Source organism: Chitinivorax sp. PXF-14, assembly GCF_040812015.1.
GTDB lineage: Bacteria > Pseudomonadota > Gammaproteobacteria > Burkholderiales > SCOH01 > JBFNXJ01.
Genome location: NZ_JBFNXJ010000004.1, coordinates 205,460 through 226,532 on the forward strand (window position 1 = coordinate 205,460; position 21,073 = coordinate 226,532).

The following is a 21,073-nucleotide window of genomic DNA, read 5'->3' on the forward strand; positions in this document are numbered from 1 at the left end:
GGCATGGGTCTGGGCGCGGGTGGCCTTGCGCGACGGCGGGCACCCACCCGCCGCCGGGCCTTGGCGCATGTCAGCGCAAGCGGCGGGCGCGGCGCAGGCCCAGGCAGGCGAGCGCCAGCAGGCCCGGCAGGGCGAGGTCGAGCGGCTGATCGCCATGGCCGATCGTGCAGCCGCCGCCGCCACCGCCGCCGCCGGAGCTTCCGCTGCTGGTGCTTCCACCAGACGTGTTGCCGCTGCTGCTGCCACCCGTATTGCTGCCCGAGCCGCCGCTGACGGTGATCGTGGCCGTGGAGGTGTCCTGCGCGCCGGCGTCGTCGGTCACGGTCAGGTTGACGACGGCGGTGCCGCTACCAGTCAGCGTCAGCGTCACGCTGGAGGCCGCCGTCTGGTCGAGCGTGGCGACCGAGCCGCCGGCCGGGCTGACCGACCAGGCATATTGCGCCACCTGGTGGCCGCTGGCGGCTGCGCTGCCGCTGCCGTCCAGCACCAGCTTGGCGCCTACCGTGCCACTGCCGCTGCCGGTGATCGAGGCGATCGGCTTGTTGGCCTCCAGCACCGCGCCATAGGCGTTGAGCAGGCCGGCGCCGCAGGTCGTGGTGGTGCAGTTGCACTGGCCCTCGGCGTCGGTGCCGGTCGCGCCGACGACAGGGCAGGTCGGCAGGCTGCTGTCCACGGTGAAGGCATGGGCACTACGCTTCATGCGGCCGATCAACTGGCTGGTGGCGAGTGCCGGGTTGGCCGAGAACATCAGCGCCGCAACGCCCGAGGCCTGCGGCACGGCGAAGCTGGTGCCGACATTGACCTCGGTCGGCCCGGTGTAGCTATTGGCACCCGGCGTGGTCACGCCCTGGTTGGTCGTCGTCACGATGGGGTAGAGGCAGGGGCCGGTGGAATTGACGCAATTGCCGGCTGGCGCCGAAATGCCCACCTCGGTGCCAAAGCTGCTGTAGCCGACCTTCACGCCGTTGTGGCGCACGCCGGCCACGGCCAGTACGCCCGGGCAGTCGCCGGGCTCGTCCACCGGTCCGGTCTCGTTACCGGCCGCCGCGACGATCACCACGCCGCGGGCGGTGATCTCGGCAATGGCATCCTTGTAAGGCTGGGAGCAGGTGCCCGCGGCGCCGAGGCTCAGGTTGAGCACCTTGGCCGGAGTCGCATTGGCCGGCACCCCAGGCACCGGCAGGCCGGCCGCCCAGCGCATGGCGGCGATGATGTCGGAGTCGCGCCCGCCGCATTTGCCCATCACGCGCACCGGCTGCAGCTGCGAGCCCCAGCTCACCCCGGCCACGCCGAGTGCGTTGTTGCTGGCTGCCGCGATGATGCCGGCCACCTTGGTGCCGTGCCAGGTGCTGGCCGTGGGCTGGTCCGCGTTCGGGCCGGCGCCGCAGCCGCTGAATGCCGGCTGGGTCAGCTCGGCCGCCGTCACATAGTCGCCGGGGTCGGTCGGGTCGCTGTCCCAGCCGTCGCCGTCGTTCGAGCGGGTGATCTCGGACACGAAATCGAAACCGCTGACCAGCTTGGTGGCGAGGTCGGGGTGATCGGGACGGATACCGGTATCGAGCACCGCCACCGTCACCGCCGCGAGGCCGGTCGTCAGGTCCCAGGCCGCGACGGCGTTCAGGGCCGCCGGCTGCGTCGCCTGCAGATACCACTGCGAGCCGAACAGCGGATCGGACGGCAGCGCACGGATATGTTTGATGCCATCCGGCACGGCGTATTCCACATCGGGCAGCGCGCGCAGCTTCTCGGCCAGGGCCTGGCTCGTCATCCCGCTGGCCTTCAACACCTGTGTCTGGGTGGAGGGCTGCCCCACCGCCTTCACCTGAAAGCCCGCCAGCGAGGTGAAGGCCTGCGAGCGCTCGCCCGATTGGGCGCGCTTGAGCAGCAGCGGCGACTCGGCCCGCAGCTTGACGATGACCTGCGCGTCGGCGTCGGCCGCATGCGCGGCGGGGGTAAGGGAAAGAGCGGCCAGTGCCAGGCACAGGCGTCGGGACAGGATGGGCATGGTTTGCAAACCGTTACGAGAGTGGCTGGTTGGGAAGGGCACCCGTGGCTGGCGTGAGCCTGGGCCGTGCTGGCACTGGAGGCCGCCTGTACAGTATAGATGGCCGCCGAGCGCCGGCCTCGGTGGTGCACGGCGCGGCCAACACAATTTACCCTTTTTTGCATTTCACGTTCTACCGTGGCGAGGGCTGATGCCAGCGGGCCAGCGGCAAACCTGCCCCGCAATCCATGCCCGGCCCAATGACGGCCGAGCCGATTTGCGCCAGGTGCGCACCGGAGAAAAGGTATGGGCGCACCGCACCGGGCAGGAGGAAATCGCCACCCGGCATCGCGAGCAGGTCGAGGCCGCGTCATGATATGGCGATAATCGAATGTTTAATCTGGCCGTGATGTGTATATGGGCCTTGGCTACCCAGGCTGGATCGAATATCGGCAAGGATATACCCGAATATTCAAGCGCTTGCCCAATGCCGTTTGGCGTGTATATATTTCTTTTTTGGTATATGATAAATGCATTTTTGGCGATGTTAAATTTGCATTATATTTTCCGCAAAATGTTGCGATGCAGGAAAGTGGTTGGTAAGATAGGTCGAAAATATTCCAAATAATTACTCAAATGTCGTCCGATTAGTTGATTGACATTTCACGGTGGGGCGTAGCCTACAAGGCACATCACCACCGCACTGTGGGGTTTGTATGTACAAGAACACGCAAGTATCGCTGGCGGCGGCGATGATGGCGCTCGTCGTTGCCACACAGGCTCACGCGGGCGATGCCCCCGGCAAGGCTGCCCAGTCGCACGGCGGCCATATTCACGAGTTCGGCGCCTCGTTTGGCGATGGCGCCGGGTCATCCAACGATGTCGATAGCCAGGCAGAGCGGCCGGCAGCATTCCTGCGCACCCGCGGGGCGGCGTTCGAGATGTCGGGCGGGGCAGCGGGTGGTGCCTTCCTTTCTGGTGTCGATCATGTCACTCGGATCGGCGGCGTGACGCTCCGACCGCTGCCTGCCGCTGTTCCCGCCGTGCCGGAGCCTTCGTCGGTGCTCATGCTGCTTGCCGGTATCGGCGTGGTCGGCATGGCCGTATTGCGCCGCAAACACCGCGACTGAGCTCGCCTGCGGACATCCGTCTGATGTACTGAATCGTTCGTGCCGGCCCAGCGGGGCGGCATAGGCAAATTTTGACTTTTAGAAATGGGTTGGGGGAATCAATCGTGCGTCGTTTGCAGATTGCGCTAGTGCTGGCTTTGCCCGTATTGGGTGGCTTGGTCGCATGTGGTAAGAAGGAAGGTGCCGCTGATGCATCTCAAGTCGTTGCTAAGGTCGGCGGCAGCGAGGTCACCGTACACCAGCTGAATTTCGCGCTCGGCGGCTTGCAGGGCGTGCCACAGGAGCGTATTGCCGAGGCCAAGCGCCAGGTGCTCAAGGGTCTGGTCGAGCAGCAGCTGCTGGCGAACCAGGCGATCGAATCCAAGCTCGACCGCGACCCCAATGTGCTGATGGCCCTCGAAACGGCCAAGCGCCAGGTGCTGGCCAAGGCCTATCTCGAACGCCAGGTCGGCCAGGTGCCGCCGGTGGCCGAAGACAAGGTCAAGGCCTACTACAACGAACACCCCGAGCTGTTCGCCCAGCGCAAGATTTACCGCCTCAACGAGCTGAGCGTCGCCGACGGTGCCAAGTGGCTCGATGACGTCAGGAAGAAGAGCGAAGCCGGCGAGCCGATCGACGGCATCAAGTCTTACCTCGAACAGGCCGGCGCCAAGGTGGCGGCGGGCGCGGAAAACAAGCCCGCAGAGCAGCTGCCGCTGGCGATCCTGCCCAAGCTGGCCGCACTGGCCGACAAGCGTTCGATCGTCCTGCCGGGCGCCAAGGGCTTTACCGTCATCGAGGTCGACGGCACGCGTGCCGAGCCGGTCGAATTCGACAAGGCGAAGACCCTGATTTCTACCTATCTGACCAACCAGGTCAAGATGGAAAAGGTCAAGACGGCGATGGATCAAGCCAAGTCCAAGGTCCAGGTCAGCTATCAGGGCGAGTTTGCCGATGTCGGCAACACCGCCACCCCGGTCAAGGTCGAAGCCGCACCGGCACCAGCCGCAGGCAGCCATGAGCAGGCGATCAACCAGGGTGTGGGAGCGCTCAAATGATGCGCCGCGCGATCAAATCACTGCTCGTCGCCGCCAGCCTGCTGGGTGCGAGCAGCCTGTGGGCCGCCGAGGCCGAATATCAGCTCGGTGCCGGCGACATCGTCAGGATCGGTGTCTATGGCCAGCCGGACCTGGCCACCGAAGTCCGCGTCGGCGAAAACGGCAAGGTCGTGTTCCCGCTGGTTGGCGAGATCCCGGTTTCCGGCATCAGCTCTGCTGTTGCCGGCCAACGCATTGCCGATGCGCTCAAGCGTGGCGGCTTCGTCAAGCAGCCCGAGGTATCGGTGCTCGTCACCCAGTTCCGCAGCAAGCAGGTATCGGTGCTCGGCCACGTCAACCGCCCGGGCCGCTACGCACTCGACACCAGCAGTACCGTGTCCGACCTGCTGGCCATGGCTGGCGGCGCCGACCCGCAAGGTGCCGACGACATCGTGCTGATCCAGCAGCATGACGGCAAGACCACACGCCGCGAAATCGATCTGCTCGCACTGCTGCAAAAGGGTGACGTCAGCCTCAATCTCAACGTCGGCCAGGGCGATGTCATCTACGTCCCGCGCGCGCCCTTGTTCTACGTGTACGGCGAAGTGCAGCGCTCCGGCGCCTACCGCATCGAGCGCCAGATGACCGTTTCCCAGGCCCTGTCGCTCGGCGGTGGCCTGACGCCGCGCGGCAGCGACAGCCGCATCGTGGTCAAGCGCCGCGACGCCAAGGGCGCGGTGCAGACCGTGTCGATCGGCCTGGATGATCCCGTACAGCCTGACGACGTGCTGTTCGTCAAAGAGCGCGTTTTCTAATTTGAGGCCCGACTGTCCATGAACCTGAGCCAATTCCTAATCATTCTCCGCGCGAGGCGGAAGACGGTCTTCGTGACCTTCTTCTCGATCGTTGCGTTGGTGACCGTACTCAGCCTGCTATGGCCGAACAAGTACACCTCCACCGCCAGCGTGCTGGTCGACGTCAAGACCGGCGACCAGCTGACCGGCCTGGTGGCGCCTGCCGCCATGATGCCGAGCTATATGGCGACGCAGGTCGATGTCATCACCAGCCGCACCGTGGCAGCCCGCGTGGTGGAAAAACTGCACCTGGCGGACAACCCGCTGGTCAAACAGCAGTTCATGGACGATACAGAAGGCCGCGGCGACATCCGCTACTGGTTGGCGGATATCCTGTTGAGAAAGCTCGACGTCAAGCCGTCGCGTGACAGCAATGTGGTCGACATCAGCTTTTCCAATGAAAACGCGCAGTTCGCAACGCTGGTCGTCAATGCCTTCGTCGACGCCTATATCGAGACTAACCTCGAGCTGCGCGTGGCGCCGGCCAAGCAGACCTCCGACTGGTTCGAGCAGCAGCTGAAGGGCCTGCGCACCAGCCTGGATGCCTCGCAGCGCAAGCTGTCCGCCTACCAGCAGGATAAGGGCATCGTTGCCGTCGACGAGCGCCTGGACGTGGAAAACGCCAAGCTCGCCGAGCTGTCCAGCCTGGTCATCAATGCGCAGGGGCAGAAACTCGACACCGAGTCGCGCCAGCGCCAACTGGCCCAATCCGGCCCGACCTCGGCGATTCCCGACATCCTGAACAACCCGCTGATCCAGAACCTGAAGGCCGACCTGTCGCGCTCCGAAGCCCAGCTGGCCGAGCTGACCGAAAAGCTCGACCGCAACCACCCGTCGGTCAAGAACGCCACCGCTCAGGTTGAAAGCATCCGCCGCAAGCTCGATGCCGAAATCAAGACGGCCAGCAGCAGCATCGTCAACACCGCGCAGATGCAGCAGCGCCGCGAAGGCGATCTGCGTGTGGCAATGGCGGCGCAGAAGGCCAAGATTCTCGAACTCAACAAGCAGCGCGACGAAATGGCCCTGCTCACCCGCGAAGTCGAGAATGCCCAGCGCGCCTACGATGCGGCCCTGCAGCGCGCCAGCCAGACTAAGCTCGAAAGCCAGTCGAACCAGACCAACATCGTGTTGCTGACACGTGGCATCGAGCCCTCGCTGCCGTCGTCGCCCAAGGTGCTGCTCAACATCTTCCTGTCGATCATCCTCGGCCTGTTCCTCGGCGTGAATGCAGCTGTGGTGCGCGAAATGCTCGACCGCCGCGTGCGCGGACCGGAAGACTTGGCCATGGCGCTCGGCGTGCCGGTGCTCGCCATCCTGCCTGGTGCGGAAAAATCGACCAAGCGCTTCTGGCGTCGTAACTGGCGCGGCAAACGTGATATTCCCGACACCTTGCTGGGAGCACGCTGATCATGAATACGCGAGTGAATCCATCCATGCAGTTCGACGACGACACCGCCAGCCAGACGAGCGCGCAAAACTCCCTCGGGGGCAGCGCTGCGCTCGGCCGCATTCTCATCGACAGCGGCAAGCTGAAACGCGAGGACATCGACAAGATCACCGCCGCCCAACAGGAGCAGGGGCTGCGCTTTGGCGAGGCCGCCGTCAAGCTGGGCCTGGTGCGCGAGGCGGACATCCTGCAAGGCCTGTCCAAGCAGTTCTCGTTCAGCTGGATCGAGCCGAGCCAGACCCGCCTGTCGACCGAGCTCAGCGTGCTGCACGACCCGTTCAGCCGTGAAGCCGAGGCACTGCGCACGCTGCGCGGCCACCTGTTGCTGCGCTGGTTCGGCAACGGCAACAAGTTCCTGGCGGTCGGCGCGGACGACCGCGGGTCGGGCGTCACCCATACCGCCGCCAATCTGGCCGTGCTGTTCGCCCAGGCGGGCCTGCGCACCGTGCTGGTCGACGGCAACCTGCGCTTCCCGCGCGTCACCGATATTTTCGGTGCACTGGCCGGCAGCGGTCTGACCGAATGGCTCGCCGGCCGTGGCAGCCAGGGCTTGCCGGTGGCCGTGCCCGAGGTACGCAACCTGTCGCTGATCCCGGCCGGAGCTGTTCCGCCCAACCCGCAGGAGTTGCTGGCGCGGCCACGTTTCTTCGATGTGCTGAACAAGCTCGGCGAATACTTCGACGTCGTGCTCGTCGATTGCCCCGCCGCTCAGCTTGGTGCCGACTACGAAATGATCGCCAGCCGCTGCCGCGGCACCATCGTCGTGTCGCACCAGGACAACGCCCACATCAAGCGCCTGAGCCAGCTCAGCGCAGACATGCGGGCCAGCGGCGTCGAAATCTGCGGTGGCGTGCTGAACCGCTTCTGACGAGTAGCCCATGTCGACAATCATCGAACCGCGCGACACGTTGAAACCGGCCGCGGGGGCGCTGCTGCGCCTTTGGCTGCCGGTCGGCATCGCCTTCCTGCTGATGTTCGTGCCGACCATCCAGGCCCAGTTCAATGGCCTGTGGCGCGGCGAGGACCACCTGCACCAGCCGATCTCGCTGGCCATCGCTGCTTGGCTGTTCTGGATGAAGCGGGACACCTGGCTCGTGCAGGACGCCCATCCCAACTGGCTCTTAGGCGTGCCGCTGCTGGTGCTGGGGCTGGCTGTCTACATTATCGGCCGTTCGCAGGACTTGCCTGTGCTCGACATAGGGAGCGCCTTGCTAGTCGTGGCAGGGGTTCTGTTCGTGATGAGCGGAACCCGTCGTGCACTGGCGATGTGGTATCCCGTGTTGTTCCTGGCGTTTATCGTTCCCTTGCCTGGCGCGGTGCTGGATACGATCCTGGTGCCGCTCAAGATGCTTGTCTCAAACATCGTGGAGAACGGCCTGTATCAGATGGGCTATCCGATCGCACGCGATGGCGTGGTGCTCAATATCGGGCCCTATCGCATGTTCATCGCTGATGCGTGTTCCGGGCTCAATTCGATGATTTCACTGACGGCCATCGGTACGCTTTATACCTACATCCGCAACTACCCGAACAAGCTGCAGAACCTGATGCTTGTGCTCGGCATCCTGCCGTTTGCGTTCATCGCCAATATCGGCCGGGTTGCCGCGCTGGTGCTGTCTACCTACTACGGTGGCGATGCGGTGGGGCAGCAAGTGCATGACTGGGCCGGCGCGCTCGAAATCGCGGTGTTGATGCTCGGCTTTCTGCTGTTTGACAACATTGTGGCCTTTGTCTTTGCAAGAGTGGCGAGGGCGCATAAATGAGGCGGACCATTCTTCTTGCTTTGCTGATGGTGTGTGCAGCCGCACTGGCCCAGCTGTTCGAGCCGACCACGCGGCAATTCTCTGAGCGTTCCGAGCAGTCGCTGATGCAGCAGATTCCTCGGGCGTTTGGGGACTGGCGTGAGGTTGTCTCCAATGTGGATCCGGCCTCGTTGACGGTCAACACCGATGATCGCAACCAGCAGGTGCTCTCGGTTTACTCGGATACGCTGACCAGAACCTATACTGATTCCGTTGGTCGCACCGTGATGCTGGCACTTGCCTATGGCAAGGAACAGCATCAGGAGGCCAAGATACACCGACCGGAACTGTGTTATTACGCGCAGGGGTTCAGCGTTGTAGCGAAGCCATCCACCTCGATTGCCCTGGACGATAAACGCGTCGTGCCGGCCAACCACCTGCTGACGCACAGTCGTACCCGAGTCGAACCCGTGACTTACTGGATCCGCATCGGTTCCAGTATCTCTACCAGCGCCTGGCAGTCCAGGCGGGTCATTCTTCAGGAAGGTCTGAATGGCCGGATTCCGGATGGCATTCTCGTGCGCGTTTCAAGTGTGGTCTCAACGGAAGATGCGATCGAACCTTCGTTTGATCTACAGCAGAAGTTTCTGAGAGATCTTTACTCGTCAGTTCCCAACTCAACCAAGTCACTGCTTGTGGGGGCGATATGAAATACGTAAGACAACTGCTTTGGCTGTTATCCATGGTGTGCCTGGCTGGTTGCGCCAATGCGACACTGCCGGCAAAGCCTTTCTACCTTGGGCTTTCCGTCAGCGTGAACGATTCCAACCAGATTCTTAACTCAGCGAAGAATGTCGGGTCCAATTCGATCCGGCTGGACGTTCCCTGGCGCGACATCGAGAAAACCTCCGGGAGCCTCTCGATGCCAAGGGCGATTGATCAGCGGGTGGCCATGGCATTGGCACTGGGTATGGAGCCCGTGCTTATCCTGGCTTATGGCAATCCCTTGTATGACGGCGGCGACAAGCCGCGCAGCCCGGCGGCGATTGCGGCCTATGCCCGCTATGCAGCGTACGTGACCGACTATTTCAAGACCAAGGCCCGCTTCGTCGAGCTTTGGAATGAATGGGATGCGCAAACCGGATCAACTTCGCGCGCCACCCCCGAGGACTATGTCGCGCTGATCCGAGCTGCCTATCCGCGCGTCAAACAGGTTAATCCGGCTGTTGTCGTGCTGTCCGGCGGCATATCCGATGATGGCCTGCAAAAAGGGTTCATCGATGCCTTCATCCAGGCTGGGGGCTTGAACTATGTCGACGCGGTTTCTTTGCACCCCTACAACTTTTTCCATACCAGCGGCACCGCGCCGGAAGACTTGGTGACTTACCTTGACTCGATCGAGGCGAAATTGCGCGACGCATCTGGCGGTGCGGTCCCGATCTACATTACCGAAATTGGTTGGCCCAACTATCAGGGCTCCTATGGCGTATCACCGCAGGTTGCATCGTGGTATCTGCCACGCTTCATCCTGCTGGCTGCCTCGCGGCCTTACATCAAGGGTGTCTGGTGGTATTGCGCACGTGATCAGGGCGCCAGCCTGACCAACAAGGAGCACAACTTCGGCATCTTCACCTGGGATATGGCTGTGAAGCCTGCCGCCAATACCTTCGCCGGTCTTGCCAGCCTGATGAAAACTGCCACGGCTTTCAGCTCCACGCAGTCCGGCAACAAGTACACGGTAACGTTGAAAGATGCAACGCAGAAGAAAATCGCCGATGTGATCTGGTTTTCCGAGTCGATATCGAGCCCGACTTATGTCGCCGGCAAGACGCCAACGCCGATTTCCAAGGTTACTTCCGTTCCCGGTGCGACATCGATGACCACGATGGCGTTGACCGCTACGGTGACCAACGCGCAAGAGCCGATGGTCATCCGATAAGCGTCATCATTGGTATAGAGATCGAAACACAGTGCAAATCACTTACGTCATCCTGGCACTCACCGGCTTGTCTATCGCGCTTTCCGCATGGCTGCTGATCGCGCCCAAGGCATGGTGGCGAGTATCGGCCACGGCATCGGTTTTCCAGCTGTATACGGTGCCGCTCGGGGGTATCTTCCCGTCGCTGTCCTTCCTTTCTGCACTGGGGGCTGCCAACAGCCTCTGGCGCGGGGGCGGGGCCTGCTCCCGATTCTGGATGATGCGCTGGTATCTGCTGCTGTGCGGCACGCTATTGCTCAGCCTGGCTTGGTCCTCCAATCCAGTGAAGGGGATTCGCGAGGTCATCTACCTGCTGACCTTTGTTTTCCTGGTGGCGTCGAGTTATCTCATTGCGCGGCAGGATCGTACCATCATTCTGCGCGTGCTTTGCCTGCTCATGGCGTTTACCGTCGTGGAGGCGCTACTGACGATCTTGTTCCGCGTTGCGCCGTCGGTTGAGCTCCGCTTTTTGACCTCTCCGGTAGCCAGGTTCTTTATTTCGCCAAATACATTGGATGGCATGTTCGACGGCACAGTTACCATCTTGGATGCCGCAAAGGCTGGCGGATTCTTTCTTAACGCCAATGTGGCCTCCGTCTTCCTGGGCGTGAGTGCCGTGATTGCCTGGTATCTTTCCAAGATTGTGGACAGGCCATGGCTCCGTGTGGTTGCCGTGATCGACTGGCTGGCGGTGTTCTGCACCGGTTCCAAGGCAGGTATGGCGTTAGCGGTCGTTGTTCCATGCCTGATCGTGCTGTGGGAAATGGTGCGAGTCAGGCGTTTCAACGTGCTACACGTCATGGTGATCTTTGGTGCGCTGGTACTCGGCATCATCGGTTGGGAAGTCGGCCACGAATTTTTGGCCAACAGCAGCTTTTTCAAACAGTCGTCCGAAACGCTCGACTCCCGCGTCGTGATCTGGCGTTTTGCCGCCAGCATGGCGCACCAGCATTTACTGGCCGGGCTCGGCTTTGGTGGCTGGGAGGAGCGCTTCCCCCTCTATGCGCTGGCAAATGGCGTTAACCCCAATTTCCCACCGCATAACGCCTTTTTGATCTTGTGGACCAACAGTGGCATGCCCGCCGTGCTTGCTGGCGCTGCTTTCGTTGTTTCCACCCTGCTCACGCTATTGCGCTTCAGCCTCTCGCGTAACCCGCTGATTTCCCAACTCGGCATGGGGTGCCTCGGCGCCTACTTGTGGTTTTTCATCCAGAGCCTTGGTGAAAACTATGGACTCATGGGGGAAGCACATCTGACCCCTATCTTTGCGACGTTTATCGGACTTCTGTTTGCATGCGAAATGAACTCTCAACCCGAATGACGGATACGCCGCGCCGGTCGGTAGCCATTTTCCGACACCAGCTATTCAAGGCATCGGAGACCTTTGTTACCGAACAGGCATCCGCACTGTCTGGCTTTGCCCCGGTCTTTGTCGGGCGCAAGCTGGAAGGCACGCCATTCAGCGGTGCTGACTACCTGATCCCGGCTCGACTGACCGGCATCCGGTTATTGAGCTACATGGGGCTCATGCGAGGCATGCCATTCGTAGCGCCCATGCGCGAGCGCGGCGTCAAGCTGATTCACGCCCACTTCGGGGTGGAAGGCATGTACGCGACCGATATCGCGAAACGCCTGGACGTGCCGCTGGTCACGACCCTGCATGGTTTTGACGTCACCCTCAACAAATCCGACCTGCTGTCTTCCAAGAAGATTTCCTGGGTCAACTACGCACTCAACCGCCAGCGGCTTGCCCGACGAGGCAACCTGTTTATCTGCGTTTCGAAGTTCATTTACGAACGCACGCTTGCGCTTGGTTTTCCGGAAGCGCGGATGGTGCAGCACTACATCGGCGTGGATACGGCGAAGTTCAGCATCCGGCGGGAACACCCCGATCAGCAATACATCCTGCACGTGGCTCGCCTCGTGGAAAAGAAGGGTACTCGCTACCTGATCGAGGCGTTTGGCCAGATCGCAAAACGGCATCCGCAGGCCAAGCTGGTGATCGTCGGGGACGGTCCGTTGCGTGGCGAGTTGCAGCAACTGGTGGCGGCTTGCGGTTTGAGCCACGCCATCGAATTTCTTGGTATGCAGCCGCATGGCGAAGTCCGGCGCTGGATGCAACAGTCTTCCGTGTTTTGCCTACCCAGCGTCACCGCTGCTTCCGGCGATTCCGAAGGGCTGCCGATCGCGTTGCTCGAGGCGGCTTCGTCCGGCCTGCCGGCCGTCGTGACGCGTCACGCTGGCATTCCGGAGGGGGTTCGTGACGGGGAGACCGGCTATATCGTGGAAGAACGAGATGTCAATGGCATGGCCGAGGCGCTCGACAGCCTGCTCGGCGACGCAGGCTTGCGTCAGCGTATGGGGGAGGCAGCCCGGCAATTGGCAGAAACGGAGTTCGATTTGCGCGTTCAGACCGCCAAGCTTGAAATGCTCTACGAGGGGGTGTTGTGAGCCGCAAGCACATTCTGGTCTTGTCCCGCTCCCTACCGTTTCATAGCATCGGCGGCATGCAGGCTGTGGCCTGGGATCTGGTTGGGCAATTCGCCCGCGATGGTTTTCGGGTCACGGTGCTCACAACTGCCATCGAGGGGCGCCAGCAGCCATTCGAGGGCGATGGCGCAACCGTGGTGCCGCTGTCTGCCGCGCCTGCGGAAAAATATGGCGCTGCCTGGTGGAAGGCATCACGCCAGTATGTAAGCGAGCAGCTCGGGTCGGTCGATGCCGTGCTGAGTATCAGTGCGGCAGCGGCCGGCTTGTTGCCGCTCAAGTCTGCCATGCCAGATACCCGTTTCGTGTTTCAAGCCCACGGGACCTCGCTCGGAGAATTTGTTTCCAAATGGCGTTCCGGCAATCCGGTGCAATGGGCAAAGTCGGTCAAGAATCTCTACTGGATGGCGAAGGATGCTGCCATTTATCGCGGCTTTGATCGCTTCGTGCTGGTCGGCGATGTGATTCGCCAGCAGTTCGACGCCTGGCCCTTGAACTGGATGGTGAGCGGTAAGCCGTATGAGGTGATTCGCAACGGTATCGATACCAGCGTCTTCCGTCCCGATCAGATCTCCCGCGCCCGTGTGCGCGAGGAGTCGGGCTGGGTGGGCGAGGACAAGGTGATTGCCTATGCCGCACGCCTGCATCCGCAAAAAGGCGGGGAGTGGGCCTTGCGTGGTTTTGCCCAGCTCCGGCAAAAAGAGGCCAAGGCCAAGCTGTTGATGATCGGTGACGGCCCTGACCGTACCCGGCTTGAGCAACTAGCCCAGCAACTGGGGTTGAACGGTGCGGTTCGCTTTACTGGCGCCGTGCAGCGAGAACAGATTCCAGCCTTGCTCGCTGCGGGCGATGCATTCGTGTTTCCTACCGTGCGTCAGGAGGGCTTACCGCTCAATGTGTTGGAAGCGCTCGCGGTTGGCCTGCCTTGCGTCGTGTCCGATCTGACCAGGGGGGTGTTCGACGATAAGCTGCCGATCCGCTATGTCAAGGCGGAAGACAGTGCCGCCATGGCGGCGCAGCTGCATTCGGCCGTAAATGGCCGTCGTGCTTCCGCTTCGCTGCTGCTGCCCGATTACACCCTGGCACTCTGCGCCCAGCGCTACTACGAACAGCTAGGTGTGGCGTGACGGCGGCCGAGATGAGTGCGTCCGGGCAGAAGACCGGCATGTTCAGCCTGGTCAGGGCATTGCTGCTAGGGGGCATGGTAGGCAAGGTACTTAGTATCGGGCGTGAGCTGCTGGCAGCCTGGCTGTTCGGTACCGGCGTGGTGGCCGCTGCCTTCCGGCTGGCCCAGGCCGCCATGTTGATCCCCGTGCACTATGTGGTGTCCGAGGCGTTGAATGCCGGCTTTATTCCAACATACAGCCGTTTGTTGCAAGAGGCACCGGAGAAGGCGCATGAACTGCTCGATGCCCTACGCTGGGTCCTCCTGTGGTTCGCCCTGTGTGCCGCACTGCTGCTGGCGGTTGGCGCATCGCTATGGGTCAGCCTGCTGGCGCCAGGGTTCAGCGCCGCCGCTCACGCGATGGCTGTCGACCTGTTGCGGGTCTTTTCGGTGGCGATCCCGGCCTACGTGCTGACCGGCCTGTATGCCAGCGTCGAGATGGCTCACGGCGGCGGGCAGCTCGCCGCATCACGTGCCTCCATCCAGAGCGTCGGGCTGATTGCCGGCAGTTTGCTGGCATTCGGCCTTGGCCAGCCGATCTGGATTGCGGCAGGGTTCTCCTGTGCCTACGTTGTGTTGACGTTCTGGGGCAAGCGCATTCTCATGCGCCACGACATCGCCTTGCCGTTTCGCTGGCGCCTTGCTGATGGCGGATGGGCCATCCTGCGTGGATTCGGCCGCACCATGCGGCCCTTGCTGCTGATCCCCGTCTTGCTGCAAATCCATTTCAGCACCGAGCGTATCGTTGCGTCGCTGATTGGCGATCAGGTCGTGGCCGCGCTCGACTACGCCAAGTTCATTTCCGAAACAGCCGTGCTGCTATTGGCTGTTCCGTTTGGCCTGGCCGGCCTGGCCGGGTTTGCTCGGGAGGACGAGGCGGCGTTCCGCCGCAAGGCCGGCAGCGTGCTGTTGACGCTGATCCTTGTCTCCTTGCCGATTTCGGCGGTGGTATTGGCCAGCGCCGAGCCTATCCTGCGCTTGCTGTTCATGCGTGGCGCATTTGACGAAGGCTCGCTGCACACCACGCAGCTGATCCTGACTGGGCTTGGCATCGGTCTGTGGGCTCAAGTGGCGGGATACGCGCTGGTCAAGTTTCTCAACGCCCGCATGCGCAATCGCGAGGCCGTTGCCATCGTGGCCGTGGCGCTGACGTCGAACGTCTCATTCAATCTGTTGGCCTATCGCTGGCTCGGCCCTGCCGCGCTCGGTGTCGGTGCCTCGCTCTACGGCTTGCTGCTGCTTGGCCTCGGCGTCTGGCGCCTGAAGATTGCCGGCGTGCTGGCGAAACCGCTTGGCTTGCTGATTCTGCTTGCGGGAAGCTATCTGGCGCTGGTCCATTGGCTGATTCCGCTGGCGGCCAGGCAGCTTGTGCCGGCCATGCTCTGCGCGCTGTGTTTCTGGGGGGCTGCGCTGCTGCTGATCCCCCTCTTGCGGCGCCAAGTCTTGGAGATTTTCGACATGATTAGGAGACGGGCATGAAGCGCGAAGACATCGTTCTGCTCTCGACTGCGGATTGGGACAATCCATTCTGGACCAACAAGCAGCATGTTGCCGTCGAGCTCGCCCGACGCGGCCATAAGGTGCTGTACATCGATTCGCTTGGCCTGCGCAGGCCCTCCGCCAGCGCCCAGGACCTGAAGCGCATTTTCCGGCGTCTCAAGAAGTCGCTGCGGCCACCGCAAGCCGTGCGCGAGAACATCTGGGTGTGGTCGCCGCTGGTCATACCGTTCCAGCGTTATGGTTTCATCCGCTCGCTCAATCGGGTGCTGCTCAACGGTGGCTTGCGGTTATGGATGAAGTGGCTCGGCATCAAGCCACAAATCTTCTGGACCTACAACCCGATGACGCCACGACTGATCAGCGACAAGGGTTTTACAAAATCCATCTATCACTGCGTAGACGAGATCAAGGCGCAGCCGGGCATGCCTACAGAAGAGATCGAGGCCGCCGAGCATGAGCTGGTACGCGGCGTGGACCTGTGCTTCGTCACGGCAGAACACCTGCTGGAAACGCGCAAGGCGCTCAATCCGCGCACCTATTACTTTTCCAACGTCGCCGACTACGAGCACTTTGCCGCTGCGCGTGACTCGACCACACCCTTGCCCGCCGATCTGGCTGCAATCAAGGGGCCGCGCATCGGCTTCATCGGCGCGATCAGCGGCTACAAGATGGACTTCAAGCTGGTGCGCGCGGTAGCGGAAATGCACCCGGAATGGTCGCTCGTGCTGATTGGCAAGGTGGGAGAGGGCGACCCGTGGACCGACCCAAGCATTCTGGAAGGGCTACCGAACCTGCATCTGATCGGCCCGCGAGACTATGACAGCCTGCCAGCCTATCTCAAGGGTTTCGACGTGGCCATCCTGCCAGCCGCGTTGAATGAGTACACCAAGTCCATGTTCCCCATGAAATTTTTTGAGTACTTGGCGGCGGGTAAGCCGGTCGTGTCGACAAGGCTGCATGCCTTGCAAGGTTATGAACATGTTGCCTATCTGGCAGACGATGCCCGGGACTTTGCTGTTGGCATTGAACAAGCTTTGGGGGGCCGGACGGCAAGCGTCGACGAACGGCTCGATGTGGCAAAAGAACAGACTTATGAAAAACGCACAGAGCGCATGATGAAGCTCGTGGCTGAGCATGTTTAGTGTATGAGTATTCTAAAATTTTTCCAGCCGAAATTCCTCTTTGCATTAGCTAGGTCTTTGTGGATTAAAGCAAAGTATGGGCGTGATGTAAGGTTTAATTTATTTAAGGTGTACTTTGGTAAGAATTTCGATATCAGAGTTGTCGGTGGCGGTACTTTAGAAATAGAAACTTCAAATGGCCGCGTCTATTTTGATGATAATTGCAGGGTGATGTGCTCTGGCGGAAAGCTAAGAATCCAGTCTGGAACATTTTTTAACACAGGGTGCATAATTAATGTTCATGAACAAGTAGATATTGGCGCCGATTGTATGTTTGGACCAAGTGTCGCTTTATTTGATTCTGATCATGCATATTCAGAAAGAAATAAGAAATTCAAAGATCAAGGGTATATTAAAGCTAAGGTTGTGATCGGAGAAAATTGTTGGGTTGGAGCCAATACTGTAATTACCAAGGGTGTAAAAATCGAGAGTAATGTAATTGTTGGTGCTAACTCCGTTGTGACGAAACCTCTGGCTAGTCGCTCCATATATGCTGGTAACCCAGCCAGATTAATAAAAAATATCTGGGCTGATGATGGTGATAACAGGCTGAGCACGTGATTTTCTAGCGTTGTTTTTGCTTTAAAAATTGATGGTGTTATTGTAGGGGGTTGCTGTTGAAAATCGCGATTGTTCATGATTGGTTGACCGGTGTCGGTGGTGGTGAGCGCGTACTTGAGCAGATGCTGGAGTGCTTTCCGGATGCTGACGTATTCACACTGATCGATGTACTTGAAGAAAAGGATCGCTGGATCGTCAAGAACAAGCCCGTCAAAACCTCGTTCATTCAGCATCTGCCATTCGCAAAACGCCTTTACCGCAATTATCTGATGTTTATGCCGTTGGCGATCGAGCAGCTCGATGTCACGCAATACGATGTCGTGCTCAGTAGCTGCCATGCGGTATCGAAGGGCGTGATGACCGGCCCCAATCAGGTGCATGTTTCCTATGTGCATAGTCCGATCCGCTATGCCTGGGATTTGCAGCACCAGTATTTGCAGGAGGCGGGGTTGACCCGGGGGCTGAAGTCCTGGATTGCGCGCAAGATGCTGCACTACATCCGTATGTGGGATTACCGCACCGGTAGTGGTGTCGATAACTACATTGCCAATTCCCGTTTCATCGGCCGCCGCATCAAGAAGGTATATGGCAGGGATAGCGAGGTGATCTATCCACCGGTCGATACCAGTGCCTTCACGCTCAAGGAACAGAAGGAAGACTTCTACCTGACGGCGTCACGCATGGTGCCTTACAAGAAAATTCCGCTGATCGTCGAGGCGTTCAGCAAGATGCCAGATAAGAAGCTCGTCGTCATCGGTGCCGGACCGGAGTTTGATCAGGTAAAGGCCGTTGCAGGCCCGAATGTTTCGGTGCTTGGCTATCAGCCGTTCGAGGTACTCAAGGACCACATGCAGCGGGCAAAGGCATTTGTCTTTGCCGCGGAAGAGGATTTTGGCATTACGCCAGTCGAGGCGCTGGCATGCGGCACGCCGGTCATTGCTTACGGCAAGGGCGGGGTGACTGAATCGGTTCGCGGCCTGGGGGCGGATAAGCCGACAGGTGTATTTTTCCCGGAGCAGACGATCGATGCGATTGTCGAGGCGATCGCCGTGTTCGAGCGTGAGGGGGCATCTATTTTGCCAGCCAATTGCCGAGAACGTGCATTGCTTTTCTCTCCTGAGGTATTCCGCCGGCAATTGGTTGAAAAGGTAAACATGGCTATCGAAGCTCGTCAGAAAGAAATTCTTGCGGAATAACTAAAGGCCGGGATTTACCTTGTTTTGGTGAATGTATCTGTCTTAGTTAAAGCGTCTGATGATTATGCTTTCCTGAGTAAAAAGCCTTTATGAGTGGATGGAGCACGCCTTGCTCAAATGGCGCTCGCCCAGTATGTATTTCAGATCGCTGATTTAATAATCGCTTGCAAGATCTTCCGCCCGCATGGTTTGTGTGCTTGCGATGGTGGTGAGCTATTTTGTGGCTGGATGTCGATCGTGACGACATCAGGTCTAACTATTTGAATTGTTAGTAATTGGATGTGGACGCCATGAAAATTACAATCGTTGGTACGGGGTATGTTGGTCTGGTAACAGGCACCTGCCTGGCCGATGTCGGCAATGATGTCCTGTGTTTGGATGTCGATCCGAAGAAAATCGAAACGCTCAACAACGGCGGTATTCCGATCTATGAGCCGGGCCTCGAGGAGCTGGTCAAGCGCAATGCCGCGGCTGGCCGTCTGCGCTTCACCACCAATGTGGAAGAGGCCGTGGCCCATGGCACGATCCAGTTCATCGCGGTGGGCACGCCGCCTGACGAGGATGGTTCCGCCGACCTGCAATATGTGGTGGCTGCCGCACGTAATATCGGCCGCTACATGAATGAGTACAAAGTGGTCGTGGACAAGTCCACGGTGCCGGTGGGCACGGCCGACAAGGTGCAGGCCGCAATCCAGGACGAGCTCGACAAGCGCGGCCTGCGTCAGAGCTTCAGCGTGGTGTCGAACCCGGAATTCCTGAAGGAGGGCGCTGCGGTCGAGGATTTCATGCGTCCCGATCGCATCGTGGTCGGCGCCGAGGACAATACCGCACGCGACCTGATGCGCTCGATCTATGCGCCTTTCCAGCGCAATCACGAACGCCTGATCTTCATGGACGTGCGTTCCGCCGAGCTGACCAAGTACGCGGCCAACGCGATGCTGGCGACGCGCATTTCGTTCATGAACGAGCTGGCGAACCTGTCCGAAAAGCTGGGTGCCGACATCGAGCTGGTGCGCCAGGGGATTGGTTCCGATCCGCGTATCGGCTTCCACTTCCTGTATCCGGGCGCCGGTTACGGCGGCTCGTGCTTCCCCAAGGATGTGCAGGCGCTGCAGCGCACCGCGACCGATTACGGCATGAATCTGGAAGTGCTGGAGGCGGTGGAGCGCGCCAACGAGCGCCAGAAGAGCGTGCTGATCGACAAGGTGGTCAAGCGCTTCGGCGAAGACCTGGCGGGGCGCCGTTTCGGCCTGTGGGGCCTGGCGTTCAAGCCCAATACCGACGATATGCGCGAGGCGCCGAGCCGCGTCATCATCGATGAGCTGGTCAAGCGTGGCGCAACCGTGGTGGCCTACGACCCGGTGGCGATCCACGAGGCCCGCCGCGCCATCGGTGAGCTGGCTGGCCTGCACTATGCCGATAGCCCGGCCAAGGCGATCGAGGGGGCCGATGCGCTGGTGATCGTGACCGAGTGGAAGGAATTCCGCAGCCCGGATTTCGACCGCATCCGCGGCACGCTCAAGCAGCCCGTGATCATCGACGGCCGCAATCTGTACGCACCGGATGTGATGGCCAAGGCGGGCTTTGAGTATTACCCGATTGGGCGGCAGCAGGTGTCGGCTCTCCAGTAAGTCGTAAACGGAAGTGATGGGATTCGGCGCCAGGCGCCAGAGTCCAGGCAGGAGTACGGTGCGGCAGCGGTAAATTCACGCCAGTTGATCGCTGTACACGCACGATTGCTTCGAGAGTATGCTAAAAGCATTGGTGACGTCTTGGTGGTATGGTGACGTCATGCCAAATTAATAATGAGAGTTAACAGTGAACGTATTGATTATTGGGGGCGCGGGCTATATCGGTTCGCACATGGTGGCGCTACTTGCTGAGCATGGCGCTGATGTCACAACTTTCGACAATCTTTCCAGCGGCTATCGCGATTCGGTTATTGCCGGTGAATTCGTTCACGGTGACCTGGCTGACCCCTATGCGATCGATGCGGTCCTGGCCAGGAAGCGTTTTGATGCGGTAATGCATTTTGCTTCGTACATCCAGGTGGGCGAGTCGGTGCGCAATCCCGCCATCTATTACCGCAACAATGTGGCCAATACGCTCAACCTGTTGCAGTCGATGGTGGCCCATGACGTTAAGCGCTTCATTTTCTCGTCGACTGCTGCCGTATTCGGCGTTCCGCAGACTGACCTGATTGACGAGGAGCACGTCAAGGCGCCGATCAATCCCTATGGCGCTTCCAAACTCATGGTGGAGCGCATGCTGGCGGATTTCGACGTGGCTTACGGCCTGAAATCCGTCGCCTTGCGTTATTTCAATGCTGCTGGTGCCGACCCTCAGGCTCGCATTGGCGAGCGCCACGAGCCGGAGACCCACCTGATTCCGCTGGTATTGCAGGCGGCATCCGGTTATCGCCCGAACATTTCGGTGTTTGGCCGCGATTACCAGACGGCAGACGGCACCTGCATTCGCGACTACATCCATGTGCGCGATCTGGCTGATGCACATCGCCTGGCGATTGAGCATCTGCTGCACACTGGCAGCAGCGAGCAGTTCAATTTGGGCAATGGCAACGGCTATTCGGTCGCCGAGGTGATCGAGGTTGCCAGACGAGTAACTGGCCGGACGATCGAGGTTGTGGATGGTCCCCGCCGCGAGGGTGACCCAGCAAAGCTGGTTGCAAATTCCACCAAGGCGAAGGCGGTGTTGGGATGGAATCCGCAGTTTGCCGACCTGGAAACCATCGTGAAGCATGCCTGGGCCTGGGAACAACGCCAGCTTGAGGCGCGGAAGGGGTAAGCCATGACAGATAAGTCCTCACAAATT

The 21,073-nt window shown here is 60.3% G+C and carries 18 protein-coding genes; 17 read left to right on the forward strand and 1 reads right to left on the reverse strand.

Annotated elements, in window-relative coordinates; genetic code table 11:
• Window positions 1-70: 70 nt before the first annotated feature.
• Window positions 71-2,005 carry a S8 family serine peptidase gene (locus ABWL39_RS07360; RefSeq protein WP_367788583.1) on the reverse strand — a complete coding sequence of 645 codons (1,935 nt, stop codon included), beginning with the start codon at window positions 2,003-2,005 and terminating at the stop codon, window positions 71-73.
• A gap of 695 nt (window positions 2,006-2,700) precedes the next feature.
• Here ABWL39_RS07360 and ABWL39_RS07365 point away from each other — a divergent pair.
• The 17 genes from ABWL39_RS07365 to galE all read left to right on the forward strand — a co-directional run bounded on the left by ABWL39_RS07365 (window position 2,701) and on the right by galE (window position 21,046).
• Entirely contained in the window at window positions 2,701-3,114 is a 414-nt protein-coding gene (locus ABWL39_RS07365) for a PEP-CTERM sorting domain-containing protein (RefSeq protein ID WP_367788584.1), read from the forward strand.
• Window positions 3,115-3,218: 104 nt separating this feature from the next.
• Window positions 3,219-4,151, forward strand: coding sequence for an EpsD family peptidyl-prolyl cis-trans isomerase (locus tag ABWL39_RS07370; protein ID WP_367788585.1), 933 nt, complete (start codon window positions 3,219-3,221; stop codon window positions 4,149-4,151).
• Window positions 4,148-4,945: a polysaccharide export protein EpsE gene (epsE, locus tag ABWL39_RS07375; protein ID WP_367788586.1), complete on the forward strand. Its 798-nt coding sequence runs from the start codon at window positions 4,148-4,150 to the stop codon at window positions 4,943-4,945. The genes ABWL39_RS07370 and epsE overlap by 4 nt, the downstream gene beginning before the upstream one ends.
• Window positions 4,946-4,963: 18 nt before the next feature.
• Window positions 4,964-6,391, forward strand: coding sequence for a chain length determinant protein EpsF (gene epsF, locus ABWL39_RS07380; protein ID WP_367788587.1), 1,428 nt, complete (start codon window positions 4,964-4,966; stop codon window positions 6,389-6,391).
• Between the two features lie 2 nt (window positions 6,392-6,393).
• Entirely contained in the window at window positions 6,394-7,299 is a 906-nt protein-coding gene (locus ABWL39_RS07385; RefSeq protein WP_367788588.1) for a polysaccharide biosynthesis tyrosine autokinase, read from the forward strand.
• Window positions 7,300-7,309: 10 nt separating this feature from the next.
• Window positions 7,310-8,194: an exosortase gene (gene xrt / locus ABWL39_RS07390; protein ID WP_367788589.1), complete on the forward strand. Its 885-nt coding sequence runs from the start codon at window positions 7,310-7,312 to the stop codon at window positions 8,192-8,194.
• Complete coding sequence (epsI, locus tag ABWL39_RS07395; protein ID WP_367788591.1) at window positions 8,191-8,883, forward strand: exosortase-associated protein EpsI, B-type; 693 nt, start codon at window positions 8,191-8,193, stop codon at window positions 8,881-8,883. Before xrt ends, epsI begins: the two co-directional genes overlap by 4 nt.
• Window positions 8,880-10,112 (forward strand): cellulase family glycosylhydrolase, encoded by a 1,233-nt coding sequence (locus ABWL39_RS07400; protein ID WP_367788593.1) that lies wholly within the window; start codon window positions 8,880-8,882, stop codon window positions 10,110-10,112. Before epsI ends, ABWL39_RS07400 begins: the two co-directional genes overlap by 4 nt.
• A gap of 31 nt (window positions 10,113-10,143) precedes the next feature.
• A complete protein-coding gene (locus ABWL39_RS07405; RefSeq protein WP_367788595.1) occupies window positions 10,144-11,472 on the forward strand; it encodes an O-antigen ligase family protein in 1,329 nt (442 codons plus the stop codon).
• Entirely contained in the window at window positions 11,469-12,602 is a 1,134-nt protein-coding gene (locus ABWL39_RS07410; protein WP_367788597.1) for a glycosyltransferase, read from the forward strand. Before ABWL39_RS07405 ends, ABWL39_RS07410 begins: the two co-directional genes overlap by 4 nt.
• Window positions 12,599-13,765: a glycosyltransferase family 4 protein gene (locus ABWL39_RS07415; protein WP_367788599.1), complete on the forward strand. Its 1,167-nt coding sequence runs from the start codon at window positions 12,599-12,601 to the stop codon at window positions 13,763-13,765. Before ABWL39_RS07410 ends, ABWL39_RS07415 begins: the two co-directional genes overlap by 4 nt.
• An 11-nt stretch (window positions 13,766-13,776) precedes the next feature.
• The gene (locus ABWL39_RS07420) at window positions 13,777-15,282 is read left to right on the forward strand and encodes a lipid II flippase MurJ (protein ID WP_367788601.1); all 1,506 of its coding nucleotides are present in this window, start codon (window positions 13,777-13,779) and stop codon (window positions 15,280-15,282) included.
• Window positions 15,279-16,445, forward strand: coding sequence for a glycosyltransferase (locus ABWL39_RS07425; RefSeq protein WP_367788603.1), 1,167 nt, complete (start codon window positions 15,279-15,281; stop codon window positions 16,443-16,445). The genes ABWL39_RS07420 and ABWL39_RS07425 overlap by 4 nt, the downstream gene beginning before the upstream one ends.
• Window positions 16,446-16,448: 3 nt before the next feature.
• A complete protein-coding gene (locus ABWL39_RS07430) occupies window positions 16,449-17,045 on the forward strand; it encodes a DapH/DapD/GlmU-related protein (protein WP_367788605.1) in 597 nt (198 codons plus the stop codon).
• Between the two features lie 56 nt (window positions 17,046-17,101).
• The gene (locus ABWL39_RS07435) at window positions 17,102-18,241 is read left to right on the forward strand and encodes a glycosyltransferase family 4 protein (RefSeq protein WP_367788607.1); all 1,140 of its coding nucleotides are present in this window, start codon (window positions 17,102-17,104) and stop codon (window positions 18,239-18,241) included.
• Between the two features lie 290 nt (window positions 18,242-18,531).
• A complete protein-coding gene (locus ABWL39_RS07440; RefSeq protein ID WP_367788609.1) occupies window positions 18,532-19,872 on the forward strand; it encodes a UDP-glucose/GDP-mannose dehydrogenase family protein in 1,341 nt (446 codons plus the stop codon).
• A gap of 187 nt (window positions 19,873-20,059) precedes the next feature.
• Window positions 20,060-21,046, forward strand: coding sequence for a UDP-glucose 4-epimerase GalE (gene galE / locus ABWL39_RS07445; protein ID WP_367788611.1), 987 nt, complete (start codon window positions 20,060-20,062; stop codon window positions 21,044-21,046).
• Window positions 21,047-21,073: the final 27 nt, after the last annotated feature.

Excerpts from the sequence above, each read along its gene's own strand:
- ABWL39_RS07420 (WP_367788601.1), top strand. The coding sequence starts at position 13,777 with ATGAGTGCGTCCGGGCAGAAGACCGGCATGTTCAGCCTGGTCAGGGCA.
- ABWL39_RS07400 (WP_367788593.1), top strand. The coding sequence starts at position 8,880 with ATGAAATACGTAAGACAACTGCTTTGGCTGTTATCCATGGTGTGCCTG.
- ABWL39_RS07365 (WP_367788584.1), top strand. The coding sequence starts at position 2,701 with ATGTACAAGAACACGCAAGTATCGCTGGCGGCGGCGATGATGGCGCTC.
- ABWL39_RS07440 (WP_367788609.1), top strand. The coding sequence starts at position 18,532 with ATGAAAATTACAATCGTTGGTACGGGGTATGTTGGTCTGGTAACAGGC.
- ABWL39_RS07430 (WP_367788605.1), top strand. The coding sequence starts at position 16,449 with ATGAGTATTCTAAAATTTTTCCAGCCGAAATTCCTCTTTGCATTAGCT.
- epsI (WP_367788591.1), top strand. The coding sequence starts at position 8,191 with ATGAGGCGGACCATTCTTCTTGCTTTGCTGATGGTGTGTGCAGCCGCA.
- ABWL39_RS07360 (WP_367788583.1), bottom strand. The coding sequence starts at position 2,005 with ATGCCCATCCTGTCCCGACGCCTGTGCCTGGCACTGGCCGCTCTTTCC.
- ABWL39_RS07385 (WP_367788588.1), top strand. The coding sequence starts at position 6,394 with ATGAATACGCGAGTGAATCCATCCATGCAGTTCGACGACGACACCGCC.
- xrt (WP_367788589.1), top strand. The coding sequence starts at position 7,310 with ATGTCGACAATCATCGAACCGCGCGACACGTTGAAACCGGCCGCGGGG.
- ABWL39_RS07425 (WP_367788603.1), top strand. The coding sequence starts at position 15,279 with ATGAAGCGCGAAGACATCGTTCTGCTCTCGACTGCGGATTGGGACAAT.
- ABWL39_RS07410 (WP_367788597.1), top strand. The coding sequence starts at position 11,469 with ATGACGGATACGCCGCGCCGGTCGGTAGCCATTTTCCGACACCAGCTA.
- epsE (WP_367788586.1), top strand. The coding sequence starts at position 4,148 with ATGATGCGCCGCGCGATCAAATCACTGCTCGTCGCCGCCAGCCTGCTG.
- epsF (WP_367788587.1), top strand. The coding sequence starts at position 4,964 with ATGAACCTGAGCCAATTCCTAATCATTCTCCGCGCGAGGCGGAAGACG.